Below are 12,973 nucleotides of genomic sequence, written 5' to 3'. Positions count from 1 at the left end.
TTTACGCCCTTAAAAATAAGTTATGGCAAAAAAATCCACCTCACTGTTAAATAAAAACTCTCTTAAATTCTTAGAACAGTATATTAACAACCCATCTCCTACAGGGTTTGAAGCTGAAGGGCAAAAAATGTGGCTAAATTACCTTAAGCCTTACATTGATGATTATTTTGTTGATACTTATGGTACAACTGTAGGGGTTATTAACCCAAAGGCTACATTCAAAGTGGTAATTGAGGCCCATGCAGATGAAATATCATGGTTTGTCAATTACATTACAAGCGATGGATTTATCTATTTAAAAAAAAATGGAGGATCTGATCATCAGATAGCCCCTTCAAAAAGAGTAAATATACATACGCCTAAAGGAATAATAAAAGCGGTATTTGGTTGGCCTGCAATACATACAAGAGATCAGTCAAAGGAAGAATCTCCTGCTTTGAAAAATATTTTTCTTGATTGTGGATGCACAACAAAAGATGAAGTTGAAAAACTGGGAATTCATGTAGGCTGTGTTGTTACTTATGAGGATGAATTTATTTTTCTTAACAACAGGTATTATGTTGGAAGAGCCCTTGACAATAGAATAGGTGGATTTATGATTGCTGAGGTAGCCCGAATTCTAAAAGAAGAAAAAATCAAACTGCCCTTTGGTTTATATATAACTAATGCTGTGCAGGAGGAAGTTGGATTACGCGGAGCAGAAATGATCACTCACACTATCAAACCCAATATAGCACTTGTAACGGATGTTTGTCATGATACACAAACTCCAATGATAAACAAGATTCAAAATGGAGATATTCATTCTGGAAAAGGTCCTGTTTTAACTTATGGCCCATCCGTTCAAAATAATCTTTTGAAGTTGTTGGTTGAAACGGCAGAAAAATCTAAAATTCCTTTTCAAAGACAGGCCGCTTCAAGAGTAACAGGTACGGATACAGATGCATTTGCCTATTCAATGGGTGGAGTTGCATCCGCACTTATTTCACTTCCTTTAAGATACATGCATACAACGGTTGAAATGGTTCATAAGGATGATGTGGATAATGTGATAAGACTGATTTTAAACTCCCTTAAGGCCATTAAAAACAACCATGACTTTAAATACCTGAAATAACATAATAATTATATATAAACTTAAGTTTTTAATAAAGCTTTAAACAAATAAAAATTAAAGCTGAAAAAATTTCATATGGATAAAATTAAACCCGGGGATAAAGCTCCGGACTTTATACTTTTCGATCAAAACCTCAACAGATTTAAGCTAAGTGATTGTTTTAACAAGAAACCTGTAGTGCTGTTCTTTTACCCTAAGGATGAAACAAAAACCTGCACCAAAGAAGTTTGTTGTTTCAGGGATAAATACCAGGACTTTATTAATATTGGCGCTGATGTTATTGGAATTAGTTCAGATTCTATTGAGAGTCATCAGCAATTTTCAGAAAAACACAATTTGCCTTTTCGCATTCTTAGCGATCCAAATGGTATTGTTAAAAACACATACGGTATTTCCAAGGTTCTTGGCCTTATACCAGGCAGAGAAACATTCATTATTAACAAGCAAGGAATTGTAATTAAAATATACAGAGATGCTTTTCATGGCGAGTTCCATGTGGAGAAAGCACTTGAAGCCCTTGATTAATACTTTTTCATTTTTTTATCGGCTCACCTCCATAATGCTAATCTGAGGGAAATAGTAGCTCATCAAAGGATATTATTTGTTAATCGCAGATTTTTTTTTGAGATGTGATATTTTTTTTATTACTTGCAGCATAATTCAATACACAACATTTATGGCTAATATTATTAAACCAGTAAAAATTATTGATTTTATTTTTTCCGTTTTTTTACTTTCCATTTTTCTGGTGAGTTGTGGTGGAAAAGAAACAAACGATTCGCAAGAACAAGTTGAAGAAATTCAGCAAGTTGATCATTCAAATTCTACATTGTTAACTATAAACGGTGAAATTTTTTCTATCCCATCCCCTATTCAAACTGCTTTATTGATTAAGGAACTTGGTTCCAATTACAATAAAGAAATGCTAAATCCTCCAAAAGGTTCAGAGGCTTATCCAACAAAATTTCAAAAAGCTATTAATCTTGGGGTTTATGGTGCTGACATGGGTTATGTTACTATATATGATCAAACTCAGGATGCATTACTTTACTTGAAATATATAAAAGGTATTGCTGAGGATTTAGGAGTTATGGGAGCCTTTGACAAAACATTGTTAGAACGATTTGAAAAAAACATGGGTAACCAGGATTCCATATTGATTCTTGTTTCTGATGCCTACAGGGCAAGTGACTCTTACTTAAAGAACCAGGAAAGAAACGATATCGGTGTCTTAATTTTAGTGGGTGGGTTTGTTGAAAGCTTACATTTTGCAATTCAGGCGGCTGAACAAAAAAACGATCCTGAATTAATAAAAAGAATTGGTGAGCAAAAATCATCCTTAGAAAACGTAATAAAATTATTAAGCCCTTATTATCAAAAAGAAGAATTTAAAGAAATTACTGATCTTTTAATTGATCTTGCTGAAGATTTTGATGCAGTTGAATATGTGTATATTTATGAAAAGCCAACAACTGATGTTGCAACTAAAACCACTACCATAAACAGCAGAACTGAAGTGAAAATTTCTGATGAGCAATTTAAAACCATTGCAAGTAGCGTCAAAAAATTAAGATCTAAAATTATAAGCTGATATTAAATTAATAGATTTAAAGCAAGATAATCACATTATTATGAGAAATAGGATATTATTACACGTTTCAATCGCACTTTTGAGTTTCGCTTTGGTCAGTAACAGTGCCTGGGCACAATGCGACACAATTGCCACATTGTGTTCCAAACACCTGGGAGGTAAATTTATCTCCGATGGACAATCCTATCGTTCATTGTTGCTTGAAAAAGAAGTTGCTGAATTTCATGCTACTTTATTTGGAGGAACAACCTATCGTTTCTCTGCATGCAGTGGGTTAACAGATGGAAATTTAATATTTTCAGTATATGACAAGCAACGAAACCTTCTTTTTAAAAATTCTGATTATAAAACTTCTTCTTATTGGGATTTTAAAATAAATTCTACCATTGAATGTATAATTGAAGCAGAATTGGTTTCAGGCAATACCTCTGGTTGCGCTGTTTTGCTCATAGGTTTTAAACAATAATAATAGTTTAAAGCAAGAGCAAACCTTATATTTCAAAAATGAGTGAAAGAATATTAAAGGCTCTTATGCAACTCTTTGCAATTGTTGCAAAGGTTGATGGTGTTTCAAATACCGGACGTGAAGTTGTACTTTCTTTTTTAAAGCAACAACTAAGCTTAGAACTTGTTGATGAATATCTAAATTTATTTGATGAATTCATTGACGCCCATCACAACACAACCTCTAAAAAAGAAGGTGCTCGCAAAAGGACTTCTGTTAATTCAGTAAAGATTTTAAAAATCTGTACTCAAATCAACAGTGAATTAACCCAAAAACAAAAAATTGTTGTTCTTATTCGTCTTATTGAACTTATAAATGCAGGCGAAATTACCGAACAGGAAATTGAATTTGTTTCCACTGTTGCCGATACATTTAACATTGATGAACAGGAATATGTAAGATGCATGACTTTTGTGCAAAACAAAGTGGATGATGTTACTGATTCTGCTAATGTTCTTATTATTGATAACAACAAAACTAACCAGCTTGAAAACTGCAAGCATTATTATTCTGAATTTTTAACCGGACAATTACGTATTCTTCACATCTCCAGTGTTAATATGTATGCTTTGCGCTATTATGGAACTTCAGAATTATACCTGAACGGCCAGCCTCTGTTAAGGGAAAAAGTACATATATTAACACAAGGTTCATCAATACGTAGTTCAAAGGTACAACCAATATACTACAGCGATATTATCAGCTGTTTTATGAGTGACACCACAGTTGCAAAATTGACTTTCAATGTAAATGCAATAGAATATCGGTTTGCAAATGGATCCATAGGGTTACAACATCTGGATTTGTATGAAGAATCGGGTAAACTCATTGGAATAATGGGTGGAAGCGGTGCAGGAAAATCTACTTTATTAAATGTGCTTAATGGAAACGATAGGCCCTCCTCCGGTTCTGTTACCATAAATGGATTTGACATTCACCTGCAAAAAGATAAAATACAGGGAGTAATAGGGTATGTTTCCCAGGATGACCTTCTGATCGAAGAACTTACAGTATATCAAAATCTATATTACAATGCCAAATTATGCTTCGATCATTTAGATGACAGGCAAATTTCAAAAAAGGTTCTTGATGTATTAAATAATTTGGGATTGTATGAAACCCGAAATCTTAAAGTTGGAAGCCCCCTTGAAAAAACTATTAGCGGTGGGCAGAGAAAAAGAGTAAACATTGCCCTTGAATTAATAAGGGAACCTTCCGTTTTATTTGTAGATGAACCTACATCTGGACTATCTTCCAGGGATTCTGAAAATATAATGGACCTTTTAAAGGAATTGGCCTTAAAAGGAAAGCTTATTTTTGTGGTTATTCACCAGCCCTCTTCTGAAATATTTAAAATGTTCGACAAATTGTTGATTCTTGATTTGGGTGGCTACACAATTTATTATGGCAACCCAGTTGACGCAATTATATATTTTAAGAAGATTGTTAATCATGTTAACAGTAATGAAAGTGAATGTAACACCTGTGGAAATGTTAACCCTGAACAAATTTTCAATATCATTGAATCCAAAGTAGTGGATGAATATGGGGATTTAACCAGAAGTAGAAAAATATCCCCTAAGGAATGGAACGCTTTTTATACAGGAAGTAAATTACAAAACAACCAAAATGAAGACCATTTTGAACTTCCTGAAATAAGTTTTAAAGTACCAAGTAAAATTAAACAGTTCACTGTTTTTGTCACAAGAGATGTTCTTTCAAAGTTTACAAATAAGCAATACATGCTTATTAACATGTTGGAAGCCCCAGTACTTGCAATTATTCTTGCTTTTCTTGTAAAATATTACAACAGTGATATTTCTAATATTCGTGGATATATTTTCAGAGAAAATGAAAACATCCCTGCATATTTATTCATGAGTGTGGTGGTTGCGTTATTCATAGGATTAACTGTGAGTGCCGAAGAAATAATTAGAGACCGCAAAATACTTAAAAGAGAGTCTTTTTTGAATTTAAGTAAAGGAAGTTACCTGTTTTCCAAAATTGGAATTATGTTTTTACTTTCCTCCATTCAAACGCTTACATTTATTTTAATTGCCAATTTTATTTTAGAGCTAAGAGGAATGACATTTGAGTATTGGTTAATTTTATTTTCAACAGCTTGCTTTGCCAATATGCTTGGATTAAATATTTCATCGGCATTTAATTCTGCAGTTACAATTTACATCCTGATTCCATTTTTACTTATTCCTCAATTGTTATTAAGCGGGGTAATTGTAAAATTCGAAAAATTAAACCCCTACATAGCTGCAGTCAATACCGTACCTCTAACAGGCGAAGTAATGGTTTCCCGTTGGGCCTTCGAGGCCTTGGCAGTAACTCAGTTCAAGGATAACAACTTTGAAAAAGAATTTTATGCATTTGATAAAAATGCAAAAAATGCTGAATTCAAAAAAATATTCTGGATATCTAAAATTAAAAGTAAAATTGACTTTGTAGAAAACAATTTCGATGTTCCAGAAAAGGCGGAACAAGTAACACGCGATATAAATTTATTGAAAAATGAATTTATACTGGAGCAAAAATTATCGCCAGAAATTGAATTTGATCTGTCTAAAATTAAGCTATCCGAATTTGGCAATCCTACTGTTGTAAATACCTTGAGAAGCTATACGGATAAGCTGAACAGCCATTACATGAAATCATACAACCATGCCGAAGAACAAAAAGACAGGGTTATAATGAAAATGACTTCTACGGCTGAAACCAAAGAAGAATACATCAACTTGCAAAACAATTACAAGAATGACAATCTATCTGATCTTGTTACAAACAGGGCGGAAATCAATAAAATATTGGAAAAAAATGACGAATTAATTCAACGCTCAGATCCTGTTTACCTTGATCCTGTAAAATCTGGAAACATAAGAGCCCATTTTTTTGCTCCGCGTAAAAAGATCTTTGGGAAATATATTGATACGTTTTGGATGAATGTTTTAGTGATTTGGGTTATGTCCTTTATCTTGGCCATCACTCTTTATTTTGATGTTTTCAGAAAAACAATCAAAGGGATTGAATATGTTGCCTCTTTGGCTGGCAGAGGAAAAGGAAGATAAACGAATAGGAATTATTTGAAATTATATCTACTATAATTCGCCTCATTAATTTTTCAAAAGCCTAATTTCTAAACCCCAAATTTTCAACAGCATCCTTTCCTGAAAAAGTCATATTACATCTTCTTAAAAGGTAGCGCGAATTCAAAAGTAAATCTATTCTATTAAATACAATCACCCAAGCTTATATCATTAAACGAGTTCAAATAGTAAAGCTATTCTGTAAATTAGTTAAACCTAAATAACTCACATTTGTACTTTTTGAAAACAGATAAAAGGAAAAATATATTTTACAAGTATCAATTACAATAATCCAAGTATATTTGATTAAAAAAAACACCCAAAAAAAAGAGGGTTACTCTTTAAGAATAACCCTCTTTTTTAAAATGAAATATAAATAAATACTATTCTTCTTCCAATTGAATCATTTTAAATGGAATATTAATGATTGCCTGGTAATCTTCACCAGCCTCTAACATATCCTCATCATCCTCCTCATAATACCAGTTAATAACAATTTGACTTCCCTTATTGTGGATAGATTCTAACTTTTTAAAAACATCCAAAATACATTTTGAAGAACTTGTATTAAAATATTCCAATTGAATATTCACATTGGTATCTGATTTCGGACTTGTTGAATATTTTTCAAGCCAGTCAATTAAAGGCTTGTAAAATTCAATTGAATTCTCAGGTATTGACCTTCCTTTAATTTCCAAAAAGCCATTGTTGTGTTCAAATTTTATGGTTGGTGTTTTTGCTGTTCCTTCTATTGAAATTGATTCCATAAGTGTGATTTATTTATATTTGTTGAGAAATTTTTACATTTAAACTAAAGAAGTGTGTGATATCATCAATGGGTACAAAGTCATAATTAAGCTTCTCTCCTGATTTCCTTGCAATGTCAATCATACCCAATCCTCCTCCACCTTTGTCAGACATTTCGCCATTATTCAAGATCAATTTATAAAAAGTTTTAAGTTCATCTTTTGACATAAGATTGATTTCATCAATTCTTTTCTTAAGAAATTCAACATTCTTATTTTGAATGTAATTTCCTGTAATGATAGTATATTGGTTGTCAATTTTACCTATCATAAAAATAGCAGATCTTGGAATTTCGCAATTGCCAACATCTGTTGTTTTAACATCAAGGTGATGATATAAGTTCTGTAAACACTCTACAAGAACATTATAAACTTTTTTCTTAACTTTTGGTTCTTCCTGAAGATGATCCATTTTTGATTCCATTATTTGCAAAATGGAAGTAAGAAGCTCTGATGTGATATGCCCTTTAAATGATAACAGAATATTATTCCGTTCCATTTTTTCATAAAAATCAAAAATATCTAACATTTTGAATAGTTCTAATTAGCTATAAAGCCTCGATGTTAATGATAAAAAAAAAAATCATTCAGTTAAAACAGCTTTAATAATAGCAAATTTAAAAATTTGTATGAACATTGCAACAACATTTTACATTTTTTGAATAAAAAAAAATGTTAAATGTTTTATTCAAACTGCTTTTATTTTAGCTCAATCTGATAAATATCTCCATTAATTGAAATTACAGCCTCATTATCACAATTTCCATGACCATAATTTAAGCTTCTTTTACCTGCATCCTGGGGTGTAATTTCACAAATTCCACTTTCCAACCATTTGCAAGAACTCCTTAGAATAACAGGAAATGCAATATTGGAAACATATGTTTTATTAATTCTACTTATACCGTCTGCACTACCTGTTATTTCAAATACATCATCTGATATAATTGATTTTGTACCCGCACCTTCTGATTGTTTAATTTCAAGGCTCGAATTGTATTTTACTGACCAGGTGGAAGCTGTACATTTTGCATTTGTTACAGAAAATCTATATGTATTATTTCCTGTATTCGTAATTATTATCGCTGCATTCAGATTTATTCCGTTAACAAAATATTGCTCCAATTCCACATTTGTAATGGCGCCTTGCTTGGACCACTTATCATTGAATGTAACCATTAATTTCCCCCGAATAGGCCTTGAATCAGAACCTGTACAACCAGAATTACCATAATCAATATCCACTCTAATGGGACCACTGTTTGGGAAATTCAAAGTATCGCCAAAGGATTCAATACTGGCACAAATATTTTTTATTGCTTCGGTTTTTTTAAATCCATTCTCTTGAATACCTAATGAATGAATTGTTGAAAAAATACTAATGAAATTCATTTCAACAACCGCATGATCCTTAGCAGTTTCAACCTCTGTGTCTGTTTTCTCCTTTTCACAGGAAACAATCATTAATGCGAGAATTATTAAAGTTAGGTTGAAAAAAAAAGGGTACTTTATCATCTGGTCTAATTCCTATAATTTTAAAACAAATTTACAGATTATATCAATAGGATTAAAATCAATTTAGAATTTAATTCCAACGATTAATATATCATCAACTTGATCCTGTAACCCCATCCAGTTTTGAATTGCTTTATCTAAAAAATCATGTTGGGCGCTCATGGGTAATTCATTGATTTCAAGCAATAGTTTTTGAAAATTTTTCACCATGAATTTTTTTAATTTTTCTCCACCAAATTGATCGGCAAAACCATCTGAAAAAAGATATATAATGTCATCTTTTTGAAAATTGATGCAATTACTTTCAAACATTTTGTTGTAACCCTGGGAACCACCAACAGGGAACCTGTTTCCGTTGTAAATAATAATTTTATTTTTCCGAACAATATATAAAGGGCGAAAAGCACCAGAATAATTTATTTCCCCTTTTTCAAGATCTATGGCACATAAGGACACATCCATACCGTCTCTTGTATCTGACTCCAAGGAACTTTGCTTTAATGCAGATTGTATTCCGGCATCCAGTTCGGCTAATATTTCACCTGGGGAAGTTATGCCTTTTTCAACCACAATTTGGTTCAATAAATTGTGGCCTATCATACTCATAAAAGCTCCGGGTACCCCATGCCCTGTACAATCCACAACTGCTATGATTTTTAAATTGTTTTTTTCTGAAAACCAGTAAAAATCACCGCTTACAATATCCTTAGGCTTATATAAAATAAAGGAGTTGGGAAAAGAATCAAGAATTACTTTAATTTTTGGCAGAATGGCCTCCTGGATTCTTTGAGCATATTGAATGCTACTTGTAATATCTTTGTTTTTTTGAGCTAATTCTGTGGTTCTTTCTCGTACTTTTAATTCAAGTTTTTTCTTTTCCTTTTTTATTCTGCTGGTCCTGTATCTTGTATAGGAGAATACTGAAATCAAACTACACAATACACAGAGTGTATAAAACCAATTTGTTTTATAAAACGGGGGACGAACAATAATTTGCAAAGCCAGGGTTTGCTCGTTCCAAAGTCCATCATTGTTTGAACCTTTTACCCGCAACACATAATCGCCTCCTTGTAAATTTGTAAAAACTGCATAATTCTTTGTGCTAACCGTTGTCCATTCATCATCAAAGCCTTCCAGCCTGTAGGAGTATAAGTTTTTTGAAGGCAAAACAAAATCAAGTGCACAGAATTCAAATTCCAAAAAATTATCTTTAAAAGAAAGCGTGATCCTACTTTTATTGATAATATTAGAATCTAATTCAACCTCTTTCCCGAATTTTTTAAATGATGTTAAAACAATAGGAGGCACATGTTTATTTTGAATTATTTTTGAGGGATAAAAACAATTCAGTCCATTTACACCACCAAAAAACAATTCACCTGAATAACTTTTAAAATAAGCTCCCTGATTAAATTCATTATCCTGCAATCCATCCATTGCATAATAATTCTTAAATAAATTTCCTTCTTTCTCCAAATGTAAAAACCTGGATAAACCTTTGTTTGTACTTATCCACAGATCTCCGTCCTGGCCGGGTAAAATCCCATAGATGTAATCATTTGCAAGGCCATTGTAATCGTAATATTTTTTAAAAGTTTTAGTCTTTTTTTCAAATTTATTTAATCCTTTTTTTGTTCCAATCCATAGGTTCCCCACATTATCATCATAAATACAATTGATGTTGTTATTGCTTATGCCTTCTGGATTTTCTGCTGTTTTACGAAAAAATTCAATTTTACCTGTTTTTGTATTCAGAGAATTCAATCCTCCTCCATTTGAACCTATCCATAATGTATTTCTTGGAGCATCATACGAAAGTGCAAATATAGAATTTGATGAAAGGCCATCGTTCATTGTATAATTGCTGAACTGCGCTGTTTTTTTATTGTAGGCGCTTAAACCATTTAGCGTTCCAATCCATATAATTCCATCCTCATCCTGAGTTATAGTTGTTACTGTATTATTATTTATGGAATGAGTTGAAGCTGTGAATGGTTTACTAAATTTTTTAGTCTTTGGATCAAAATAATTGAGGCCACCACCCCAGCTTCCAATCCAAATCAGGCTATCTTTATCTTCAAATAAAGTTAGAATATTTTCATGATTTTTATTTTCTTCTGAAGAATAGTAAGTATAGGTAAAATTGCTTCTGTCAAGTGTGGCAAGGCCTCCCCCTAGAGTTCCAATCCAAAGCAAACCTTTATAATCTTCAATAATGCCAAAAGGAGTATATTTTAATGAATTAATACCTTTTGATTCTTTTTTGAGCAGTCCGAACTGATTGGATGTTAAGTGATAAACGCATACTCCTGATGTATTTGTTGCAATCCATATTGATTCTGCTTTATCCTCAAAAACATATCTTACATGATTACTTGAAAGGCTATATCTGTCATTGGAATCAAAATAAAAGGACTGGAACTTTTCACTTTGGTAATCAAATACATTCACTCCTCCCCCAAGAGATCCTACCCAAAGTTTACCTTTTTTATCCTCGAGAATTGAAAAAATTCTATTGTTACTAATTGAACCTTCCTTGTCACTTGATTTAAAAGTTTTAAATTCTCCTGTATTCCTGTCAAAAAGGCTTAATCCTCCCCCATCACTTCCAATCCATAAATTATTTCGAGAATCTTCATAAATACATCTAATTCTCTTATTAAAATCTCCTTTTGGGAAGTTGCTGTTAAACTTTCCAGTTCTTTTATCGAAAGCAATTAATCCTGTTTTTACTGTTCCAATCCACAAGACACCCTCCTTATCCTCGCATAAGGAATATATTTGATTATCAGCAAAGGCATCATTACTATTCTTATCAATTTTGTAAGTATTGATTTTTCCGGTTTTCTTATTCAAGGAATTTAATCCTTCATCGGTTCCTATCCAAATCAATCCGTCCTTTCCTTGGGTAATTGATCTAATTGTGTTGTTGCTTATGCAATTTGAACAGTTTAATGTCCAACGGTAGGTTTTAAAACTATTCCTATTACTTTCATAAAAATTGAGGCCTCCATCTCCAGTACCAACCCACATGTCCCCCTCATTGTCAACAAATAGATATAAAATATCATTATCAGAAATAGTATTGGGATTATCAGGATAATTTTTATACGAAACTATTTTATTTCCATCATACCTGTCAAGACCGTTTTTAGTGCCAAACCACATAAATCCTTTGGAATCCTGAGCTATGCAGTTAACCTCATTTACTGAAAGACCTTGATCAGGAGTAAGGTGTTTAAAATTAATATTTTGTCCCCACAGGGATTTGACCATTAAAAAAAACAGAAAAACTAAATTAACTTTCCCTTGCACGTAATGATTTTTTATAAAAATAATGACGTTGTAAATTTAAAAAAATACTTGATACCTTTTATTTGAAATAAAATCACTGATAAATCAAAAATGACCTCATGCTTTTTCTTTTCTTTTGTTAACATTCTAATACAATTACAGCCGCTTTATTCAAATCATTACACAAAAAAAACAACACTATTAATTCTCGAAGATTTTAATGCATTATACAAGCAATCTAAATTAAGGCCTAAAAGTTTTTTAATTTTACCTTTGTAAAAAATGTAAAATCAATGGTTGATAATCCCCAATGGTATAAGGACTGGTTTAATTCTCCTTATTATCATATTTTATATAAGCACCGAGATGAAACTGAGGCAGCTGATTTTATTGCTAATTTAAAAAAATATTTAAACATACCTGCTCAATCAAAAATCCTGGATTTAGCTTGTGGAAAAGGAAGGCATTCTTTACAATTATACCAGGAGGGATATGATGTAACTGGAGTTGATCTTTCAGAGGAAAGTATAAATTATGCCCAGAAGTTTGAAAACGAAAATCTTCACTTCTACAAACATGATATGCGTAGGCCTTTCAGAGCAAATTATTTTGATTATGTGTTGAATCTCTTTTCCAGTTTCGGTTATTTTAATACGGATAAAGAACATGCTAATTCAATTAAACATGCGGCTACAGCATTAAAAAAAGATGGTGTTTTAGTGATTGATTTTTTCAATATGAATAAAATTAAAAACGAACTGGTTGCCCAGGAATTCAAATCAGTTTCCGGAATTGATTTTAAAATTAAAAAAAGCATTGTTGATAATTCTATTGTTAAAGAGATAAATTTTACTGAAAAAGGCCTTTCCCATTGTTATATTGAAAAAGTGAGATTATTGACAGTTGATGATTTCAAAGGGTATTTTGATTTGGCAGGATTGGAATTAATTGCATTAAAAGGAAATTATCAAATGAATGAATTTAATACATTAAATTCCCCAAGGCTTATTTTGTTTGCAAAAAAAATTTAACACCTTTTTTTAGTTGAAT

10 protein-coding genes are annotated in these 12,973 nt (G+C 31.9%); 6 read left to right on the top strand and 4 right to left on the bottom strand.

The features are described from left to right. The first annotated feature begins 22 nt into the window (after positions 1-22). The 5 genes from H0V01_10215 (at position 23) to H0V01_10195 (ending at position 6,290) form a co-directional block, all read left to right on the top strand. Entirely contained in the window at positions 23-1,117 is a 1,095-nt protein-coding gene (locus tag H0V01_10215) for a M42 family metallopeptidase (GenBank protein MBA2583744.1), read from the top strand. Positions 1,118-1,192: 75 nt separating this feature from the next. Further along, complete coding sequence (locus H0V01_10210) at positions 1,193-1,642, top strand: peroxiredoxin (GenBank protein MBA2583743.1); 450 nt, start codon at positions 1,193-1,195, stop codon at positions 1,640-1,642. 151 nt (positions 1,643-1,793) lie between these two features. Beyond that, positions 1,794-2,708 (top strand): hypothetical protein, encoded by a 915-nt coding sequence (locus H0V01_10205; GenBank protein MBA2583742.1) that lies wholly within the window; start codon positions 1,794-1,796, stop codon positions 2,706-2,708. 40 nt (positions 2,709-2,748) lie between these two features. After that, entirely contained in the window at positions 2,749-3,174 is a 426-nt protein-coding gene (locus tag H0V01_10200) for a hypothetical protein (protein ID MBA2583741.1), read from the top strand. Positions 3,175-3,212: 38 nt separating this feature from the next. Then, positions 3,213-6,290, top strand: a complete 3,078-nt coding sequence (locus H0V01_10195) for an ATP-binding cassette domain-containing protein (GenBank protein ID MBA2583740.1) — start codon at positions 3,213-3,215, stop codon at positions 6,288-6,290. A 401-nt stretch (positions 6,291-6,691) separates the two neighbouring features. Here H0V01_10195 and H0V01_10190 read toward each other — a convergent pair whose 3' ends face one another. The 4 genes from H0V01_10190 to H0V01_10175 all read right to left on the bottom strand — a co-directional run bounded on the left by H0V01_10190 (position 6,692) and on the right by H0V01_10175 (position 11,905). Continuing rightward, positions 6,692-7,075: a DUF1987 domain-containing protein gene (locus tag H0V01_10190; GenBank protein MBA2583739.1), complete on the bottom strand. Its 384-nt coding sequence runs from the start codon at positions 7,073-7,075 to the stop codon at positions 6,692-6,694. Positions 7,076-7,088: 13 nt separating this feature from the next. Next, positions 7,089-7,643, bottom strand: coding sequence for a hypothetical protein (locus H0V01_10185; protein ID MBA2583738.1), 555 nt, complete (start codon positions 7,641-7,643; stop codon positions 7,089-7,091). 170 nt (positions 7,644-7,813) lie between these two features. Next, positions 7,814-8,578 carry a hypothetical protein gene (locus H0V01_10180; GenBank protein MBA2583737.1) on the bottom strand — a complete coding sequence of 255 codons (765 nt, stop codon included), beginning with the start codon at positions 8,576-8,578 and terminating at the stop codon, positions 7,814-7,816. Positions 8,579-8,692: 114 nt separating this feature from the next. Next, a complete protein-coding gene (locus H0V01_10175) occupies positions 8,693-11,905 on the bottom strand; it encodes a SpoIIE family protein phosphatase (GenBank protein ID MBA2583736.1) in 3,213 nt (1,070 codons plus the stop codon). 311 nt (positions 11,906-12,216) lie between these two features. On the opposite strand from H0V01_10175, the gene H0V01_10170 reads away from it, so the two are divergent. Beyond that, on the top strand, positions 12,217-12,954 hold the full coding sequence (locus H0V01_10170) for a methyltransferase domain-containing protein (protein ID MBA2583735.1): 738 nt from the start codon (positions 12,217-12,219) through the stop codon (positions 12,952-12,954). Positions 12,955-12,973: the final 19 nt, after the last annotated feature.

Source organism: Bacteroidota bacterium (genome assembly GCA_013696965.1).
Taxonomy (GTDB): Bacteria; Bacteroidota; Bacteroidia; order JACCXN01; family JACCXN01; genus JACCXN01.
Note: the sequence above shows the minus strand (reverse complement) of the source record. Positions and strands in the feature narration are given on the sequence as shown.

What these genes read in the sequence shown, in the direction of transcription:
- H0V01_10215 (MBA2583744.1), top strand. Translation starts at nt 23, where the DNA reads ATGGCAAAAAAATCCACCTCACTGTTAAATAAAAACTCTCTTAAATTC.
- H0V01_10210 (MBA2583743.1), top strand. Translation starts at nt 1,193, where the DNA reads ATGGATAAAATTAAACCCGGGGATAAAGCTCCGGACTTTATACTTTTC.
- H0V01_10205 (MBA2583742.1), top strand. Translation starts at nt 1,794, where the DNA reads ATGGCTAATATTATTAAACCAGTAAAAATTATTGATTTTATTTTTTCC.
- H0V01_10200 (MBA2583741.1), top strand. Translation starts at nt 2,749, where the DNA reads ATGAGAAATAGGATATTATTACACGTTTCAATCGCACTTTTGAGTTTC.
- H0V01_10195 (MBA2583740.1), top strand. Translation starts at nt 3,213, where the DNA reads ATGAGTGAAAGAATATTAAAGGCTCTTATGCAACTCTTTGCAATTGTT.
- H0V01_10190 (MBA2583739.1), bottom strand. Translation starts at nt 7,075, where the DNA reads ATGGAATCAATTTCAATAGAAGGAACAGCAAAAACACCAACCATAAAA.
- H0V01_10185 (MBA2583738.1), bottom strand. Translation starts at nt 7,643, where the DNA reads ATGTTAGATATTTTTGATTTTTATGAAAAAATGGAACGGAATAATATT.
- H0V01_10180 (MBA2583737.1), bottom strand. Translation starts at nt 8,578, where the DNA reads ATGATTGTTTCCTGTGAAAAGGAGAAAACAGACACAGAGGTTGAAACT.
- H0V01_10175 (MBA2583736.1), bottom strand. Translation starts at nt 11,905, where the DNA reads ATGGTCAAATCCCTGTGGGGACAAAATATTAATTTTAAACACCTTACT.
- H0V01_10170 (MBA2583735.1), top strand. Translation starts at nt 12,217, where the DNA reads ATGGTTGATAATCCCCAATGGTATAAGGACTGGTTTAATTCTCCTTAT.